At 41.8% G+C, this 19,376-nt stretch carries 17 protein-coding genes and 3 pseudogenes; 1 reads left to right on the forward strand and 19 read right to left on the reverse strand.

Translation table 11 applies throughout. From position 1 onward, the window contains the following. Position 1 precedes the first annotated feature (1 nt). From NDM98_RS16655 to NDM98_RS16695, 10 genes and pseudogenes are all read right to left on the reverse strand, one after another. On the reverse strand, positions 2-1,012 hold the full coding sequence (locus NDM98_RS16655; protein WP_251610409.1) for a FecCD family ABC transporter permease: 1,011 nt from the start codon (positions 1,010-1,012) through the stop codon (positions 2-4). A gap of 14 nt (positions 1,013-1,026) precedes the next feature. Continuing rightward, positions 1,027-2,087: pseudogene (locus NDM98_RS16660) on the reverse strand (FecCD family ABC transporter permease). 24 nt (positions 2,088-2,111) lie between these two features. Further along, positions 2,112-2,255 (reverse strand): hypothetical protein, encoded by a 144-nt coding sequence (locus NDM98_RS16665; protein ID WP_251610103.1) that lies wholly within the window; start codon positions 2,253-2,255, stop codon positions 2,112-2,114. Between the two features lie 98 nt (positions 2,256-2,353). Continuing rightward, positions 2,354-2,584, reverse strand: coding sequence for a ribosome rescue factor BrfA (brfA, locus tag NDM98_RS16670; protein WP_251610105.1), 231 nt, complete (start codon positions 2,582-2,584; stop codon positions 2,354-2,356). 93 nt (positions 2,585-2,677) lie between these two features. Beyond that, positions 2,678-3,856, reverse strand: a complete 1,179-nt coding sequence (locus NDM98_RS16675; RefSeq protein WP_251610107.1) for an NAD(P)/FAD-dependent oxidoreductase — start codon at positions 3,854-3,856, stop codon at positions 2,678-2,680. A 49-nt stretch (positions 3,857-3,905) separates the two neighbouring features. Beyond that, positions 3,906-4,328: a helical membrane plugin domain-containing protein gene (locus NDM98_RS16680; protein WP_251610109.1), complete on the reverse strand. Its 423-nt coding sequence runs from the start codon at positions 4,326-4,328 to the stop codon at positions 3,906-3,908. 273 nt (positions 4,329-4,601) lie between these two features. After that, positions 4,602-5,717: an adenine deaminase C-terminal domain-containing protein gene (locus tag NDM98_RS24225; protein ID WP_307728869.1), complete on the reverse strand. Its 1,116-nt coding sequence runs from the start codon at positions 5,715-5,717 to the stop codon at positions 4,602-4,604. After that, complete coding sequence (locus NDM98_RS24230) at positions 5,683-6,339, reverse strand: amidohydrolase family protein (protein WP_307728870.1); 657 nt, start codon at positions 6,337-6,339, stop codon at positions 5,683-5,685. Before NDM98_RS24230 ends, NDM98_RS24225 begins: the two co-directional genes overlap by 35 nt. A gap of 126 nt (positions 6,340-6,465) precedes the next feature. After that, the gene (locus tag NDM98_RS16690; protein WP_251610111.1) at positions 6,466-6,777 is read right to left on the reverse strand and encodes a YerC/YecD family TrpR-related protein; all 312 of its coding nucleotides are present in this window, start codon (positions 6,775-6,777) and stop codon (positions 6,466-6,468) included. Between the two features lie 68 nt (positions 6,778-6,845). Beyond that, entirely contained in the window at positions 6,846-8,588 is a 1,743-nt protein-coding gene (locus NDM98_RS16695; RefSeq protein WP_251610113.1) for an adenine deaminase C-terminal domain-containing protein, read from the reverse strand. Between the two features lie 139 nt (positions 8,589-8,727). On the opposite strand from NDM98_RS16695, the gene NDM98_RS16700 reads away from it, so the two are divergent. Then, on the forward strand, positions 8,728-8,982 hold the full coding sequence (locus tag NDM98_RS16700) for a YgaP family membrane protein (protein ID WP_251610115.1): 255 nt from the start codon (positions 8,728-8,730) through the stop codon (positions 8,980-8,982). 696 nt (positions 8,983-9,678) lie between these two features. Here NDM98_RS16700 and purD read toward each other — a convergent pair. The 9 genes and pseudogenes from purD to purC all read right to left on the reverse strand — a co-directional run bounded on the left by purD (position 9,679) and on the right by purC (position 19,367). Beyond that, positions 9,679-10,936 (reverse strand): annotated as a pseudogene (gene purD, locus NDM98_RS16705) (phosphoribosylamine--glycine ligase). Positions 10,937-10,954: 18 nt separating this feature from the next. Beyond that, positions 10,955-12,493, reverse strand: a complete 1,539-nt coding sequence (gene purH, locus NDM98_RS16710) for a bifunctional phosphoribosylaminoimidazolecarboxamide formyltransferase/IMP cyclohydrolase (RefSeq protein WP_251610117.1) — start codon at positions 12,491-12,493, stop codon at positions 10,955-10,957. Next, the gene (gene purN, locus NDM98_RS16715; protein WP_251610119.1) at positions 12,486-13,079 is read right to left on the reverse strand and encodes a phosphoribosylglycinamide formyltransferase; all 594 of its coding nucleotides are present in this window, start codon (positions 13,077-13,079) and stop codon (positions 12,486-12,488) included. Before purN ends, purH begins: the two co-directional genes overlap by 8 nt. Then, positions 13,076-14,113 (reverse strand): phosphoribosylformylglycinamidine cyclo-ligase, encoded by a 1,038-nt coding sequence (purM, locus tag NDM98_RS16720; RefSeq protein WP_251610121.1) that lies wholly within the window; start codon positions 14,111-14,113, stop codon positions 13,076-13,078. Before purM ends, purN begins: the two co-directional genes overlap by 4 nt. Before the next feature lie 20 nt (positions 14,114-14,133). Next, complete coding sequence (gene purF, locus NDM98_RS16725; protein WP_251610123.1) at positions 14,134-15,546, reverse strand: amidophosphoribosyltransferase; 1,413 nt, start codon at positions 15,544-15,546, stop codon at positions 14,134-14,136. Further along, a pseudogene (gene purL / locus NDM98_RS16730) lies at positions 15,531-17,742 on the reverse strand (phosphoribosylformylglycinamidine synthase subunit PurL). Before purL ends, purF begins: the two are co-directional and overlap by 16 nt. Continuing rightward, positions 17,726-18,409, reverse strand: a complete 684-nt coding sequence (gene purQ, locus NDM98_RS16735; RefSeq protein ID WP_251610125.1) for a phosphoribosylformylglycinamidine synthase subunit PurQ — start codon at positions 18,407-18,409, stop codon at positions 17,726-17,728. Before purQ ends, purL begins: the two are co-directional and overlap by 17 nt. Next, positions 18,406-18,657: a phosphoribosylformylglycinamidine synthase subunit PurS gene (gene purS, locus NDM98_RS16740; protein WP_251610127.1), complete on the reverse strand. Its 252-nt coding sequence runs from the start codon at positions 18,655-18,657 to the stop codon at positions 18,406-18,408. The genes purQ and purS overlap by 4 nt, the downstream gene beginning before the upstream one ends. Then, positions 18,657-19,367, reverse strand: coding sequence for a phosphoribosylaminoimidazolesuccinocarboxamide synthase (purC, locus tag NDM98_RS16745; protein WP_251610129.1), 711 nt, complete (start codon positions 19,365-19,367; stop codon positions 18,657-18,659). Before purC ends, purS begins: the two co-directional genes overlap by 1 nt. Positions 19,368-19,376: the final 9 nt, after the last annotated feature.

Consider the following 19,376-nt stretch of genomic DNA (forward strand, 5'->3'; position numbering starts at 1 on the left):
ATTATGGGGTCTTCATTAATAAGTATAAAAAGTATGGTGCGCCAAGCATGGCTACCACTAAACCAACTGGTATCTCCGATGGTTGAAGAACGTTCCTTCCAAGCATATCTGCTACTAACAATAATAGAGCACCTACAAGCGCCGATGTTGGAATTAAGACTTGATGCCTTGGTCCAACTAACCTTCTAGCAATGTGTGGTGCCACCAAACCAAGAAAGGCTATGCCCCCTCCAACAGCCACACACGCTCCAGCTAAAGCAACGGATAAAAACAACAAAATTCGACGTTCTTTTTCCACTCTTGTTCCTAAATTGGTCGCTACTTGATCCCCTAAATTTAAAACGTTCAAAAACCTAGCTTTATATATTGTAATTGGTAAGAGAATCAATATCCATGGCAGTGTCGCTAACACAAACTTCCAATTCGTTCCCCAAATACTTCCCGCAAGCCAAATGGTCGCCTGCATAAAATCACGTGGGTTCATTTTCAATTGAAAAACAATCAACGCCGCACCAAAAGCAGCATTAATCCCAATTCCGACTAAAATCAATCGAACGGGGGTAATTCCCTTTTTCCATGCCAATATATAAATTAAAAATGCAGCTAAACACGCACCTAATAAAGCAAAAAATGGCATCACAAAAATTGAAATTGTTCCAAGACCAGTGAGTGAGCCCTGGAAAAAGAAAATAAACATCACAACAGCAAAACCCGCTCCAGCATTAATACCAAGAATACCAGGGTCTGCTAAACCGTTTTGTGAGACTCCCTGCAATATGGCTCCTGAAACAGCTAAACCAGCTCCTATTAAAAGAGCGATAACCATACGCGGTAATCTAAATTGAAATAAAACAAGTGCGTCCTTCTCTGTACCTGCACCTACTAATGTTCGTAATACATCAACTGGCGAAATTCGGATTAATCCCAAATTCAAACTGAGAAAAAACATACCAATTATGGCTAATATCAAAATACCCATTATGATGTAAGGTTTTTTACTTTGTTTTGTTATAGTAGCTAGATCCATTACAATCCTCTCCCTTCACGTCTGGCAAGGTAGAGAAAGAATGGTACGCCAATAACCGTTGTAATGGCGCCTACTGGTGTTTCAAAAGGTGGGTTCACCATTCTGGCACCAATGTCAGCTAAAACTAACAGTAGTCCTCCAAGTATTGCTGAGCATGGAATAATCCAACGATAGTCGACACCAACCAGAAAACGTGTGATATGCGGAATAACTAATCCAATAAAACCAACTGTTCCTGCTACAGAAACAGCAGCTCCTGTCAGCAACAATACAACAATTGTCCCAAGTACTTTAATAAGTCTCGTTCGCTGACCCAGTCCCTTAGCTACATCATCACCAAGGCTTAGAACTGTTACAGATCGTGCCAGTATAAAAGCAAGAGTTAAACCGATGATAGCAACTGGGACAATTAGTTGGACACTAAGCCACCTTGTACCCGCAAGACCTCCAGCAAACCAGAAGCTAATGTCTTGAGCAACATCAAATCGAATCGCAATCGTAGATGAGATTGCGCTAAGAAATGCTCCAACCGCGGCTCCAGCCAAGGCAAGCTTTACTGGAGTTAAGCCTCCACGTGACATTGAACCAACACCAAAAACCAACGATGCCCCTAAACCGGCTCCAGCAAATGACCAAAGCATTAAAGAAAAATAAGAGGTATGTGGAAAAAAAGCAAAGGCAATTGCAATCGCAAACGCTGCCCCATCCGTTACACCCATAATAGAAGGGGATGCTAAAGGATTTCGTGTCATACCTTGCATAATGGCGCCCGATACAGCAAGAAACGCGCCAACAAGCGCTGCTCCAAGTGCTCGAGGCATTCGTAATTCTTGAATAATCTGATGCTGTGTTACATCTGGATTAAATTGAGTCACGGCAGCCCAAACTGTTTGCAAATCAATATCTGCAGCCCCAAGTGCAATAGATGCCCCCATCGAAAGGATAAGTAATGCTAAACAGCAATAAGAATTAGGGTTGCCACAAGAGGACGTTTTTTTATATTTCTTAGCTCTGACTTTTGGTCACCATTTGTCTGACCCTGTTTCACACTGATTGCCATGCATGCTCCACCCTATCTCATCGTCTACCAATGCATGTCCTCTGTTTTTTCTGATAGATATTCTTCAACTTCATGATTTTCCCAGATCACATGAATCACGCCATCTGAATCATTCACAACATATCCAATTAAGCCATCTGCTCGACTCACTTTATTATCAGCAAACAAAAGCCACACCTCTTTCATATATTAATTAAGACATATGACGAATTTATATTAACATTGATAATCATTATCATACAGGATGTTATTAAACAAGTAAACGCTCAACTTACAAATTTCATTCGAAAACATGAATTTCTCCATAAAAAAGAACCATCGTCTCCGCTTGGGATCAAATGATTCTTTGTTTTTTGTTTATAGAGTAGATCCTTTTTTGTTTTGGTTTTCCTTGTTGTTAAGTCGGCAAATGCGTAAGGGCTACGGTTATTTTCCGGATTACGTCTACCTTCTCGTTCAAGCTTTTTACGTTGCTTTTGCGCTTTTGAACGTGCCATGTCTTTTCATCTCCTTTGTTACTTTCTAATTTCCATTATACAGGAAATAAAGAAAAACCGAAAGCCCCACTAATGAGCTTCCGGTTTTATTTATTAATAAGCTAAACTAAACAATCCTTTAATGTGTGTTAAATAACGCACATTACTCGCTTCTTTCATAAGAGAAGCAGGCATTCCTTTAAGGGCAGTAGCGTTTTGACCAATCGTTGCAACTGCATCCTTACGACCAAGGCTTGCAAGTGTTCCAGAATCAATTGGGCTGAACGGCTCACATGTTCTGCCTTCTAGGTACGCATAAAGGTTATATCCAACCAATTCACCCATTTGCCAAGCAATTTGAGCCGTTGGTGGATAAGGACGACCATCTGGTGCAAAGTAAACGGCACTATCACCAACAACAAATACATCTTCGTGTGAAGTAGACTGAAGACCATCAGTTACTGTTGCACGGCCACGATTAACTTCAAGGCCAGACTCTCCAACAAGTGGATTTCCTTGTACGCCACCCGTCCATACAAATGTATTTGCAACGATTTTTTGACCATCTTTCAAGTCAATTACATTGCCTTCTACATTTGTAACGGGAAGACCTGTTAAGAATTCTACGCCACGTTTTTCAAGACTTTTTGTCGCGCGTTCAATCAAGTGATCAGGCAAGACAGGAAGGATCTTTGGACCTGCTTCAACTAGTTTCAACTTAATTTCGCTTGGATCAACACCAAGTGTTCTAATAAATGCAGGCAACGTATCAGCTAGTTCACCAACAAGTTCAACACCAGTTAAACCGCCGCCACCAATTACGATGGTTGCATCTGCTTCATTTTTTGTTTTTGCATACTCACGAATGCGATCCTTAATGTGATTATGAACTTGATTCGCTTCAGCAGCAGATTTTAGGACCATGCTATTCTCTTCAAGACCTGGAATACCAAAGTATGCTGTTTTACTCCCAAGACCAACTACTAACGCATCATAGCTTAAAGTGGTTCCATCAGATAAAGATACTTCTTTATTATCTACTGAAAAAGAATTTACTGATGCAATTTTCAAGTCAATTGCTTTACCTTTGAATAACTTTTCAAGAGGCATAGCAACTGCTTGCTCCGCCACATTACCAGCTGCTAATCTGTGAAGTTCAGTAATAATTTGGTGTGTTCCTGTTTGGTTTACTACTGTAACTTTTGCTTGTGATTCACTGTAATATTTTCTAACAGTTAAAGCAGATAAAAGTCCGCCATAACCAGCACCTAGGATGACAATATGTTTTGACATTCTTTTTTTCCTCCATTTATAAGTCAACTTTCCTACGTTTCAGTGTTGCTTACTTTTTGTTCTCACGCTCGTTCATCACATTTAAATAAGCTTGTGTGAAACGGAAAAGCTTTTGAGCTTGAGGGTCTTTTAACAATTTCATTAGTCCAAAAATCCCAATGACTTCGTTGCTTGCATCAGCACGTTCTTTTGCTTCAATTGCAGTTTGTGCTACATCTTTTGCTGTTTCTTTTACTGGCTCTAGAATTTCAGTGATTGCACCAACCGTATCAGCTTTTAGCACATCGTCTGTCGCGACAGATTGAGCAAAATCATATGATTTAGTCATAACTGTTATCAATTCAGTCAGTTTTGGCAGCTGGTCAACTAAAGTTGTTAGTGACTCCTGTACCTCTGGTTTCAAAAGCTGATCAAGTAATTCTACTTGCTGCTTGCTTAACGAAACTTGTTGTTGTTCGCTCGTTTCTGACATGTACAATTCTCCTTTACTTTATAGCCTTGAGCTATTTTCTCCTAGCTTGTATAGGATTATGTATTATTCAACGTTTGTGAATTCACTCACAAACATAGACAAAAAAACAATACAAAAATACGTGCAAGGCCTTTTCTAATCTACCTTATATAGAATAATCCTTTCAACTGTTTTTGTCAAAAAATCTTAACACATTTTTGACTAAGATTGTGTCACATAATCTTAGTCAAAAATAAAAAGGCAGCTGATCCTCTGATCAGCTAGCCTTAGCACCTATGATTGCAGCGAAATGTGTGTAAAGTTTGTTACATCAAACAAACCTGTATCCGTTAATTTCAAAGATGGAATAACCGGTAGAGCTAAAAAGGCAAGTGTTAAAAACGGATCCCATTCCTCTGAAAATCCTACTTCATGTAACGCTGCCTCTAATTCTTGAATTTCTTTTTGAACCAGGTTGTATGGCTTTGTCGACATAAGTCCAGCCAAATCAAGTGATAGACTAGCAACAATCTTGCCCTCTTTTACAACGGCCATTCCACCATCCATTTTTTCAACATGATGAATGGCTGCGAGCAGACTATGATCATCTGTTCCACACGCAATGACATTATGTGAATCGTGCGAAACTGTTGAGACAATCGCTCCACTCTTAATGGGAATGCCTTTTACAATGCCAAGTCCAATATGTCCGAGTTTATTATGACGCTCTGCTACCACTAATTTTAACTGGTTGCGTTCAGCTGATGCTTGGAAACATCCATGCTCAACCCGAATCTGTTCTGAGATTGATTTTGTAATAATAGAACCAGGCGTTACGGATATGATTGTTGCCTCTTTATCCTCTGACGCAGATAACCTCAGGTCAGCTAATGAAATCGGCGCCATATTCATACTTTTTAACAAGTGTTGTGGGGCTAAAACGCTATTACGTACTGGTTTGACGAGCTGTCCTTTTTCCGCTTGTAGTTCCCCTTTTACATAAACTGAGTCGACTACAAAGTCAGTGAGGTCACTTACAAGCAAAAATGTAGCCTCGCAGCCTGGCGTGATCGCTCCTTTTTCTTTTAGACCAAACGCTTCCGCCGCATTTAGAGTGGCAAGTTGTATCGCTTGTAGCTCAGACATACCAAGACGAACAGCCTTGCGGATACTGCCATCAATACTGCCTTCCTTAACCAAGTGATCAAGATGTCGATCATCCGTAGCAAACGCAAATCTACGTGCATTTGCCGGTGTGACTGCAGGTAGCAAAGCTTCTAAATCTTTTGCCGCTGTACCCTCTCTGATTAGGACGTACATACCTCGCCTAACTCGTTCTAGAGCTTCCTCAGCCGTAACAGCTTCATGGTCATTACTAATTCCAAGCCGTGCGATAGGCATTGAGTGCATTGTTGTCTAAACCCGCAGCATGACCATCTATAATTTTGCCTGCTTCACTTGCACTTGTGATCTTTCCAAGCATTTCTGCGTCTCCTGATAGAACAGCCGGATAATTCATAACCTCTCCTAAACCAAAGGCTTCACCTTCATCCAAAAGAGACTGAACATCATCTGCTGTCACACTAGCCCCGTTATGTTCAAATGAAGTCGCTGGTACACAGGATGGAATCATCATTTTAATGTCGAGTGGTAAATCTTTTGCGGCATTAATCATATAACGGATTGCCTCTGCTCCGCCCACATTCGCTATTTCATGAGGGTCAGCAATCACTGTTGTTACCCCTTTAGGCACAACAATTTTGCTGAATTCTTCAGGAGGAACCATCGCTGACTCAATATGAATATGACCATCTATAAGACCAGGACATATATAAGCACCTTTAGCATCAACACGCTTGTGCGCATCAGGGTATGAACCTATACCAACAATCATGCCATCTGTTATAGCTACGTCTACATCTAGAATGGTTAAATTATAGACATCAATCACTTTTCCATTATAAATGACAAGATCGGGCACGGACTGCTTAGAAGAAGCTGCAATGATTGATGAAAGTTTTGATGTATTCAAAGAGCATGCTCCTTTCTAAGTCATTTTTCTATTTGAACTATTGTAGTCTATTTCTCAAAGCTGTGCATACCTTTTTTTCAAAAAAAGCTATCTGATATGGAATCCCCCATACCAGATAGCCTCGTATTATTCTGCCCGACCTGTTTGATCTTCCTTAATGCGGTCCAATGCCATTGTGTAGCTGTCATTCCCATAATTCAAGCAGCGTTTCACACGGGAAATTGTCGCTGTACTTGCTCCAGTCTCTGTTTCAATTTTATGATACGTATATCCGTTTTGAAGCATTCTTGCCACTTCAAGACGTTGTGCCAGCGACTGAATTTCATTAATTGTACATAGATCATCGAAGAATTCATAACATTCCTCAAGATTTTTTAACGAAAGAACTGCATTAAACAGTTGATCTAATTCTTTACCACGTAGCTTATCGATTTGCAATCATTTCACGCCTTTCCAAAAATTTCGGCATGCCTGACCTGAGACCAGGTTCATTATACTTTTACATTTTAGCGCATAATCGCAGGAAAGAGTATCTTTTTCTTTGTAACATCATAGATTCCTCTTTGTGTCACACGAATATAAGGCAGATGAGTAGATGAAAAGAACTGCAAGCTATAGATTGGATCTTCATGCTTATAGCCTCTCTCACGCAGAAGTTTAACAAAATGTTTCTCTTCTTCCATAATGCCTGTCATCGACTTATCAGACATCGCACCATTTAACGAAAGAACAAGTCTGCCAATAACTTCTCCATCATCAACTAGCGCCATTCCTCCACCCTGCGCCTTTACAGCACGAAAGGCTGCGACCATGTCTTTTACATTTTTGCCGATTAAAATAAAATCTCCTGTATTTGAGAACGAGCTCGCAAATCCTTTTATTTTATCAGCAAAACCTTTAATCATTGTATTAATCATCCATTTACCATTCTTATCAATTAATACAAAGAAGCTTTCATCATGATCTTGACTTAACTCATTAACCGTTCCCTCTACAGAAATACGATACGGCTTAAGAATAACAGCATTAACCATTTCAATTCCCATTGGCATCGAAAAATGTAATTCACTCTCATCTAGATCCCAGCTAGTATCTAAAGGTTTAATGCCATAATCCTTCCATGGGAAAGAATCTTCTCCTTGGCATTCTTTACCGTCTCGAACCAACCATTGGCCTTTAGCAAGCACTCCTATTGGCTTAGGAGAATTCTTATCAGACAAGAAGTTGATATGTGCAATACGCCCTGGCGCAATCATTCCTAGCTTATGATCCAGATTGTAATATCTGGCCACATAATAGGTTGCCATTCCGTACGCATCAAAATCAGACAATCCTGCATCAAGCGCCATTTTTATTAATTTGTCCATAACCCCATCCTCATAAAACGATGGTGGTGATCCATCTGTTGTCATAATACAACGGACAAAATGGTCTACTCCAAGCTCCTGCATTTCGTGAAGAAGCTTTGGTAAGTCAGGGCGCATAGACGAATGCCTCAATGAAGTCATATACCCCATATCCAATCGTCTTACAGCTTCTTCTCCATTAATCGATTCATGGTCACAGGTTACTCCAAGCAATGCCATTTGTGACAATGTGCGCTCGGAAGCTCCTGGAAGATGCCCTTCAATTGGCTTACGCAGTCTACTTGTCTCCTGCATCCAATGAAGAGTTGAATCGTCTCCTTCAAGAACCTTTGGCCAAGAAGTCAACTCCCCACCTTGAACAACCAAATGGTGCTCAAGCCAAGCCTTCATCCGTGAATTCGTAAAATGTGCTTCACTTTGAAGTTCTGTCTGTGGATCATATCTGGCCCACCAGTACATACTTGTTGGCATCTCTTCTAACTTTTCGATAAGTGAAAGCGCTTTCTTTTTTTCAACGTTCGAAAAGAAATATAGATTATCATTAATCAATGTGGTAGTCCCATGAGCTGAAGCATATTTCGCAAAGCTGTGGGGATTATAAAGTTGAAACGGATGAGCGTGGTGCTCAATATAACCTGGTACTAGTACTGAGTCCTTACATTCAATAATCTCGGTGTCCTTATCTGTAACCGGGGGAAGCTCCTGTCCAACATACACAATTCGATCATCAGCAATCCATATATTTGCATTTAGCCATTTTCGTCTGGCGTGATTGAGATACGTAGCATTTTTGAGAACAATTGAAGGCGCTTTTTCTCCCCTGACGACATCAAGGTGCTGGCGTAAACGCTTCTTAGTCCAACGGTAAATTCGTTCCGTCATTGGCAGATCACCCATTTCATATTTTCTTTTGTCTATATGTTATCACAAATTCAAGGTTAAATAGGAAAAACATGTGACATCTTTTCACACATTACCTGAAATAACGGATTATTTAATTTTTTAAAGTGGAGGAATAGAGATGAAACCAAATTTAAGCCTCATTGAATCACTTCTTCGTATAACATGTGGTCTTACCCTACTTACTTTATCATCGTCTAAAACTAACAGAAAATCAAGTTCTATTATAGGTATTATCGGCATTGTAATTGGAGCTATGAAGGTCGCCGAAGGAATTACTCAATTTTGTCCTCTTATGTATATGTCCAGTAAGAAGAAGTTAGAAACAAAAAAACACGGTCATCATCAAGATGGACGCGTGATGAACCCATCTTAATGGTGGGTTTTTTTATGTGAATTTGTTGAGAGTTGGTTTCTTGACTAACAGACTTCCAATTATTATAGCTATTAAACTTAATACATAAAACAATATGAGCGAACCTTCCGCACCAAACGGAATAAAGAAGGAATTCCACCAATCAACACTAAAGTAGTGCATAAAAATGTAGGAAACCGCTGCAGAAATGAATGGAATAAAGATATATTCGATCCCTAAGATTTTACGCCTTCCTAAAAAACCAACTAAGGAAGCCTGCGCTCTACTTCCGTGATCTATTGCTCCATTCTCCTCTCCATTGCTCCATTTGCATGATCTATCGCTCCAGTCCTCTCTCCATCGTTTCGATCCGCCGCTCTATCGTTTCACTTTCCTCTCCATCGTTTCGATTCACCACTCTATCGTTTCACTTCACCCTCCATCGTTTCGATTCACCACTCTATCGTTTCACTTTCCCCTCCATCGTTTCGTTTCACCACTCTATCGTTTCACTTTCCTCTCCATCGTTTCGATTCGCCACTCTATCGTTTCACTTTCCCCTCCATCATTTCGATTCACCACTCTATCGTTTCACTTCCCCCTCCATCGTTTCGATTCACCACTCTATCGTTTCACCTCCTGCCTTCCATCCATCGCTGCAATTCACAAATCCCCCCACAAAAAAACAGCCCCCGCTCTATGCGGGTGCTGCATGTTTTATCGAATCGCTTTATCAGCTATATCCGTTCGGTTAAATAACCCTTCGCTCTGAATATGGATCAAAGATTCGTAAGCTTGCTCTTTGGCTTCACGGATGGTTTCTCCACGTGCGGCAACAAGTAGAACTCTTCCGCCGTTAGTCTGCCAAATGTCGTCGTGAAGGCTAGTACCTGCGTGAAAAACTAATCCTTTTTTGGCTGCTGCTTCTAGTCCACCAATGGCCACACCTTTTTCGTAGATTCCTGGGTAACCTTTGCTCGCCATCACAACTCCAACAACTGCCTCTTCAGACCAAAGTAACTCTGGTTTTTCACCATTTAATAGCTGCTCTATGACATCTACTAGGTCCGTCTCAAGTCGTGGAAGTACCACTTGCGTTTCTGGATCTCCGAATCGAGCGTTAAATTCGATGACCTTAGGACCTGTAGCTGTCATCATTAGACCAGCATATAAAATGCCTGTAAAAGGAGTTCCTTCTGCAATCATTGCCGCAGCTGCTGGCTCCAGTACTGCTCGAACAGCGACATCTACTTGATTGGCGTTAAATTGAGGAACAGGGGAATACGCACCCATTCCTCCAGTATTTGGTCCCTCATCGTTATTAAATGCACGTTTGTGATCCTGTGCACCAACCATTGGTACAACAATATCATGATGAACAAAAGCCATAAGAGAAAGCTCTTCACCTTCTAAATATTCCTCGACCAATACTTCAGCCCCAAGCATCACCAAAGCGGTTTGCTTCTAAAATATCAGATAGAGCAGTCAAAGCCTCCTCTTCGGTCATGGCAACTGTAACACCTTTTCCAGCAGCTAAACCATCTGCTTTTATCACAATAGGTGCTCCTTGTTTCTTTACATAGGTTGCCGCCTCATCATAATGTGAGAAGGTTGCTGATGCTCCGGTTGGAATCCCGTACCGATTCATTAGATCCTTAGCAAAAGATTTGCTTCCCTCAATTTTAGCAGCAGCTTGGTTCGGTCCAAATACCTTTAAACCAGCTTCTTGAAATTGATCCACAATTCCTAAGCTAAGAGGAACCTCGGGACCGACAATCGTTAATTCTACGTTGTGCTCTTTTGCAAATGAAAGTAATGCAGAGAAATCTGTTTCCCCAATTGAGACAAGCTCAGCTACATCTGTCATGCCTGCATTACCCGGTGCAGCATACACTTTTTCTACTCTTGGACTTTGTGAAAGCTTCCAAGCGATTGCGTGCTCACGTCCACCACTGCCAATTACAAGTACATTCATATGGGTGTTCCTCCATTCCTAGTGTTTAAAATGACGCATGCCAGTAAAGACCATGGCAATGCCATATTCATCTGCTTTTTGGATGGATTCTTCATCACGGATTGAACCACCTGGTTGGATGATTGCTTTGACTCCAGCCACACCTGCTGCCTCTACCGTATCACCCATAGGGAAGAAAGCGTCAGAAGCTAATGCAGAACCTTGTGCTCGCTCACCTGCTTGCTCAATCGCAATACCTGCTGCTCCTACACGATTCATTTGACCTGCGCCTACTCCTACAGTCATTTCTCCATTTGTTAAAATAATTGCGTTTGATTTAACATGCTTTACTACTTTCCATCCAAGCTTAAGAGCTGTCCACTCATCCTCTGTTGGTTGGCGTTTTGTTGGAACCGTCCAGCTTGATTCATCCGTTTGAGGGGCATCCTCTTCTTGTACCAATAAACCACCCTGTACGGACGTTACTTTATTTGCCGATTTTCCATTTGCTTCTACTGATACTTGAAGCAGACGAATGTTTTTCTTTTTCGTTAGAATCTCTTTTGCTTCTTCAGTAAAGCTAGGAGCAAGGATCACTTCAAGAAAAATCGTTGACATTGTTTCCGCGGTCGCAGCGTCTACTTCGCGATTTAGGGCAATGATTCCGCCAAAAATGGAAACAGAATCTGCTTCATACGCACGGTTAAATGCCTGTTCGATCGATTCTCCAGTTCCTACTCCACACGGGTTCATGTGCTTCACTGCAACAGCAGCTGGTTCAGCAAACTCTTTTACAATTTCAAGGGCAGCATTTGCATCTGCAATGTTATTATAGGAAAGCTCTTTTCCATGAAGCTGTTCTGCTTGTGCAATGGAGCTTTGGTCTCCTAATGTTGTTTGATAGAAAGCCGCTTTCTGATGCGGGTTTTCTCCGTAGCGCAAAGATTGGCTACGTTCATATGTAAGTGTTAAGGATTCAGGGTACTCCTCCCCTACAGCCTCTGTTAAATATTGACCAATCATGGCATCATATGCAGCAGTATGACGGAATACTTTTGCTGCTAAACGGCGACGAGTCTCACCATTTACAGAACCATTTTCCGTAAGTTCAGCTAATACACCTTCATAATCTGCTGGATCAACTACTACCGTTACGTGATTATGATTTTTGGCAGCTGAGCGTAGCATACTTGGTCCGCCAATATCAATATTTTCAATGGCATCTTCAAATGTCGAGCTTTCTTTAGCAATCGTTTCAGCAAATGGATATAAGTTCACGACAACAAAGTCAATTGGATCAATGGCGTGTGTTTTTAGTGCTTCTTGGTGCTCTGCCTTTTCACGCATCGCAAGTAGTCCGCCATGAATATTAGGATGAAGGGTTTTTACTCGGCCATCAAGAATTTCAGGAAAACCAGTTACTTCAGAGATTCCGATGACTGGAACTCCCGCTTCTTCTAATGCTTTTTTGGTTCCACCTGTTGAAATCACTTCAATTCCTTGGTCTACTAATCCTTGAACAAACGGAATTAATCCTTCTTTTTTCGATACACTGACTAATGCTCGCTTCTTACTCATTATGTCCGTCTCCTCCTAAGTCATTGCTCTCCATGATCTGTTTGATTGTACGTGGGTATAATTCATGCTCCACTGCTTGGATCTTCTGTAAGACACTCTCGTTTGTATCTCCGGCTTCTATTGATACCTTTTTCTGTGCAATAATAGGCCCAGTATCCATTCCAGCATCAACAAAGTGAATCGTCACACCTGTCTCACTGACTCCAGCTTCCAGTGCCTGGCCTACTGCATCTAAGCCTGGAAAATCCGGGAGCAAGGATGGGTGAATATTCACAATTCGTCCCTCATAGGCATGTAACAACGTTGGTCCAACTAGTCTCATGTAACCAGCAAGGCATAAAAAATCAACGTCGTGATCCTGCAGACGAGCAACCACTTCTGCTTCATATTCTGCTTTTGAGGTAAATGATTTTGGTGCAAGTGCTATTGATTGAACGCCATAGCCTTCCGCTTTTGCAAGAGCTCCTGCCCCAGGTTTATCAGAAATAAGTAAAACCACTTCGCCACCAAGCTGGTTCGCAATGGACGCATTTATAAGTGCTTCTGCATTAGAACCGGTTCCTGAAGCAAATACGGCTATTTTCATGAATCAATGCCTCCAATAGTGATGCCTTCACCCTCAGTTACACGTCCAATGATGTATGCTTGTTCTCCTTGTGCTTCAAGGGTGCGAATCACATCCAGATGCTCACTCTCAGGAACAACAACCATCATGCCAATTCCCATATTAAATGTAGAGAAAAGATCACGTTCACTAATTTCTCCTTTTTCCTTTAACAGCTGAAAAATAGGTGGAACTGGCCATGAGCCATTATCAATCTCTACTTTTGTTCCAGCAGGTAGCATTCTTGGAACATTTTCGTAAAAGCCGCCTCCTGTAATATGAGCGAGGCCATTCACCGTATGATTTTTTATTGCCGCTAAAAGGGGCTTCACATAAATTTTTGTTGGTGTTAGTAATACATCCCCTAAACGTCCATCTAATGCTTCTACTTGATCTGTTAGGGAGTAGCCTGCTTTTTCAAGCAACACATGTCTCACGAGGGAAAAACCATTACTATGCAACCCACTTGAACTAAGCCCTATCACTACATCTCCAGGTTTGATCGCATCCCCAGTAATGAGTTCTGACTTTTCAACAGCTCCAACAGAAAATCCAGCTAAATCATATTCTTCGGGATCATACATACCTGGCATCTCTGCTGTTTCTCCACCAATTAATGCACAGCCAGCTTGTTCACAGCCGTCTGCCACTCCTTTAACAATGGCTTCAATTCGCTCCGGATCTGATTTCCCGCAGGCAATGTAATCTAGAAAATAAAGTGGCTCAGCACCCTGTACAACAATATCGTTCACACACATGGCAACAGCGTCAACGCCAATGGTGTCATGTTTGTCCATCATAAAAGCAAGCATTAGCTTTGTGCCTACTCCATCCGTACCTGATACTAAAACCGGTTCTTTATAGTTTAATGATGACAGATCAAAGTTACCGCCAAACCCACCTAAACCTCCAAGAACACCAGGGCGGGCTGTACGTTTAACATGCTGTCCCATTCGTTTAACTGATTCATAGCCTGCTTCTATATCAACACCGGCTTGTTTGTATGCATCTGACATGCGGACGTTGCCTCCTTTAATTAAACCTTTGCGTGTGGGTGAACCGTATCAGCATAAATCTCTGTTGGATATTCACCTGTAAAACAAGCAAGACATTGGCCGCAATTTTCTAACTCAGGATCGCGTCCAATTCCTTTCTTTAACCCCTCAGTGCTTAGAAATTCCAAACTATCCGCGCCCATCATCTCACGCATCTCTTCCAATGAATGTTGAGAAGCAATTAACTCTGAGGTTGTAGATGTATCAATTCCATAAAAACATGGGTGCTTAATTGGAGGAGAGCTTATGCGCACATGAACCTCTAATGCTCCAGCTTCCTTCAGCATATTTACAATGCGTCGACTTGTTGTACCACGCACAATCGAATCATCAATCATAACCACTCGTTTTCCTTCTACTACTCCACGAACAGCAGAAAGCTTCATTTTTACCCCTTGCTCACGAAGCTCTTGAGAGGGTTGAATAAATGTACGACCCACATAGCGGTTTTTGATCAGGCCGAGCTCATAAGGAATACCCGTTTGCTCTGCGTAACCAATTGCTGCCGAGATACTTGAATCTGGAACTCCGGTTACAACATCAGCTTCAATTGGTGATTCGATGGCTAGCTGCTTCCCTAATTGTTTTCTTGCAGTATGCACGTTAATTGTCTCAACGTTACTATCAGGACGAGCAAAGTAGACATACTCCATGCTGCAAATGGCCGGATTGGTAGATTTATCATATTGCTCCGTGCGTAATCCGTTATCATCAATGATAACCATCTCACCAGGTTTCACATCACGCTCATAGGTAGCTCCAATAATATCGAAGGCACAGGTTTCAGACGCAACAACATACGCCTCACCAATACGTCCGATCGCTAAAGGTCTTAGACCATTTGGGTCCATTGCAGCAATTAGTTGATGTTCGTTCATCACAGCAAATGCATAGGCACCTTTTAGCATCGCAAGCGCATGGCGGAATTGATCTTCAAGAGACCAATACCCGCTGCGTTTGATTAAATGAGCCAGTACTTCTGTATCAGAGGTAGATTGAAAAATACTGCCTTGATTCTCAAGCTGAAGCTTCAAATTGTTTGCATTCACGATGTTTCCATTATGGGCAATCGCAAGTCCGCCAACTTGTGAACGGAACATTAGCGGCTGTACATTGGCAAATCCGCCACCACCGGCTGTTGCGTAACGCACATGACCGATTGCAGCCGATCCTTGAAGAGAATTTAGCGTTTGCTGGTCAAATACTTCATTAACTAGACCTAGTCCTTTATGAACATTTAAGGTATCTCCATCAGAGACAACAATTCCTGCTCCTTCTTGACCACGGTGTTGTAAACTATGCAAACCATAATACGTAATTTGTGCTGCATCCTTATGACCCCAAACAGCAAACACGCCACACTCTTCATTTAAGCCTTTTATTTCAGCAAACATGGAATGGCTCCTTTCCAAGCCGTAACAATTTCTTCTTGAGATGCTTCTAGAACAGCTTTTCCGTTCTCGTCACATACAACCAGTTGATTTTCATTTGTTACTTCTCCAACACAGTCAGCATCAACAATTGCTTCAAATGCACTGCGATTTTCTGGAGAAACAGTCACTACAAAACGAGATTGACTCTCTGCAAATAGGTTCACGACATCTCCTTCATGCTGAACACGAACACCTACAGTTCCTGATGTCATGCCTTCCGCTAAGGCAACAGCAAGTCCACCTTCGGATACATCATGAGCAGACGCAACAAGTCCTGACTGAATCGCTTTTAAAAGTTGAGCCTGACGATTTTTCTCAAGTGATAAATCAAGTTCAGGTGCTTTACCAAAGATACGTCCTTCATGCAGCTTTTGTAGCTCACTTCCACTGAATTCAGGTTTTGTTTCCCCAAGCAAATACACTAGATCGCCTACTGATTTATAATCTTGGGTTGTAATATGGTCAATGTCTTCAATTAATCCAACCATACCGATTACAGGTGTTGGATAAATCGCTCCACCGGATGTTTCATTATAAAGCGAGACGTTCCCGCCAATAACAGGTGTTTCAAGCGTACGGCATGCCTCACTCATTCCATCAGTAGATGTCTCAAGTTGCCAGAAGATTTCTGGTTTATCAGGACTTCCGTAGTTCAAACAATCCGTCACGCCTAGAGGTACCCCACCAGAAGCAACAATATTACGAGCTGCCTCAGCTACGGCAATCTTACCGCCAACTTCAGGATCTAGATAAAGATAGCGCGAGTTACAATCCGTAGTCATTGCAAGTGCTTTTCGTGTATCACGGATACGAACAACAGCCGCATCAGAACCTGGAGAAACCACTGTATTGGTTTGTACCATGTAGTCATACTGGTCATAGACCCACTCTTTGCTTGCAATTGTTGGCTGAGCCAATAATTGAAGCAGTGTTTCTTTAGAGTTATCTATAGTAGGTACATATGCAGCCTGCTCTTGGAACTCTTTATAATAAGCCGGAACTGCTGATGGTTTGTGATATACAGGAGCTTCTTCAGCTAACGCATCCACCGGTACATCTGCTGCTAACCCACCGTTATGCATTAAACGAAGACGTTTGTCATCCGTTACATAACCAACCTCAGCAGAAAGAAGTCCCCAACGGTCAACAATTTCTTTGATCTCTGCTTCTCTTCCTTTTTGTACAACAATCAGCATACGCTCTTGTGATTCGGACAACATCATTTCATAAGCTGTCATGCCTTTTTCACGTTGAGGTACCAAGTCTAGATTCATGACAATACCAGATCCGGCCTTACTTGCCATCTCTGCAGAAGACGAAGTTAAACCAGCAGCACCCATATCTTGGATCCCAACAAGCGCGTCACTTTGGATCAGTTCAAGGCACGCTTCAAGCAAAAGTTTCTCCATAAATGGATCTCCAACTTGAACTGCCGGGCGTTTCTCTTCAGAGCTTTCACTTAGCTCTTCAGATGCAAAAGTTGCCCCATGAATTCCGTCGCGACCAGTGCTTGCGCCAACATACATCACCGTGTTGCCTACACCTTTTGCTTGTCCTTTTTGAATATCCTTATGATCAATTAAACCGACACACATCGCATTAACAAGCGGGTTGCCTTCATAACATGGGTCAAATTGCACTTCTCCACCCACAGTTGGAACACCAATACAGTTTCCGTATCCGGCAATTCAGCTACAACCTCTTCAAATAAATAACGAACTTTTGGAGATGTTAATTCCCCAAAACGAAGTGAATTTAAGATGGAGATTGGTCGTGCTCCCATCGAGAACACATCACGCAAAATTCCGCCAACTCCAGTTGCAGCACCTTGATAAGGCTCAATTGCTGATGGGTGGTTGTGACTTTCTATCTTAAATACAACAGCCTGGTCATCACCGATATCAATAATTCAGCACCTTCACCAGGACCTTGAAGAACCTTTTCACCAGTTACAGGGAACTTCTTCAAAAGCACTTTGGAATTCTTATAACTACAGTGTTCTGACCACATAACTGAAAATAATCCTGTTTCTGTATAGTTAGGCGTACGCCCTAAAATCTCTTCAACAAGCTGGAATTCATCATCAGTTAAACCCATGGCCTGATACAGCTTTTCTTTTTTTACCTGTTCAGATGATGGTTCAACGAGTAGTGACATGAGAGTTCCTCCAGTTTTTTAGAATGGATTGAAATAATGCTAGTCCGTCTGCGCTGCCAAGAAGCTCTTCTACCGCACGCTCTGGGTGAGGCATCATACCAAGTACATTACCAGCTTCATTAACGATACCGGCAATTTGATTACGCGAGCCATTTACGTTCGAGCTATAACGGAACACGATTTGATTGTTCGCTTCAAGCTTTTGATACGTCTCATCATCACATTCATAGTTCCCTTCGCCATGAGCCACGGGAACTGTGATTTCTGACCCTTCAACATATCCAGTTGTAAACATCGTTTCTGCATTTGCAACGGTTAACTGAACTGGACGGCAAATGAATTTTAAGCCTTCATTACGCTTCATAGCCCCTGGTAGCAAGCCTGCTTCAAGTAGCACCTGGAATCCATTACAAACTCCAAGGACTGGTACACCAGCTTTAGCTGCTTCAATTACTGCATTCATAATTGGTGCAAAACGAGCGATTGCACCTGAACGAAGATAATCTCCGTGAGAGAATCCTCCTGGAAGCAATATGCCGTCATACCCTTCAAGAGACGTGTCATTGTGCCACACGTAGTCTACCTCTTCGCCAAGCTGGTCGCGGATGGCATGGTACATATCCGCGTCACAGTTGGATCCTGGAAATACGATGACCGCAAACTTCATGAAGAGACAACCTCCTCGATCTCATAGCTATAATCTTCAATGACCGTATTAGCAAGAAGTTTTTCGCACATTTCTTTCACTCGAGCATCGACATTGCTTGTATCAGCTAATGTTAGCTCCATGTATTTTCCGATGCGAACATCCTGTACTTCCTTATATTCCATTGTATGAAGAGCATTTTGAACAGCCACTCCCTGTGGATCAAGAACACTTTCTCTTAGCGTTACGTAGACTTTAACTTTATACATTATTGGCCTCCCAAGCGTGTTAGTATTTCCTGATATCCATCCTGCAAACTTCCTAGATTACGGCGAAATAGATCCTTATCAAACTTCTGGTTTGTCTCTATATCCCAAAGTCGACATGTATCTGGTGAGATTTCGTCAGCTAGAAGTAGTTCTCCATCATGTGTCCGACCAAATTCTAGTTTGAAATCAACTAATCTCACACCAATACCTGCAAACAACTCAACTAATAATTGATTAACCTTTTTGGCTTGAATCTTAAGAGATTCGACTTCTTCAGATGTTGCGGCTTCCAGAAGATATACATGATCTTCCGTTATGAGCGGATCTCCTAATGCATCGTCTTTGTAATAAAATTCAACGATTGGTTCAACCAATGGTGTACCCTCGGCAATACCTAATCTCTTAGCCATACTACCAGCCACAACATTACGAACGACTACTTCAAGTGGTACAATCTCAACCTTACGAACGAGCTGTTCTGTGTCAGATAATCTCCGAATGAAGTGACTCTCAAGCCCTTTTTCATTCAAATGATTAAAGATTAACGTTGAAATCTCATTGTTAAGCCTTGCTTTGCCTTCGAGTGTATCTTTTTTCTCTCCATTAAATGCTGTGGCGTCATCCTTATAAGTCACCCACAATACATTCTGTTCAGAGGTTTGATAGATTCGTTTAGCTTTACCTTCGTAAAGTAGCTCCTGCTTCTCCATTGATTGAAA

Source organism: Alkalicoccobacillus plakortidis (assembly GCF_023703085.1).
GTDB lineage: Bacteria > Bacillota > Bacilli > Bacillales > Bacillaceae_D > Alkalicoccobacillus > Alkalicoccobacillus plakortidis.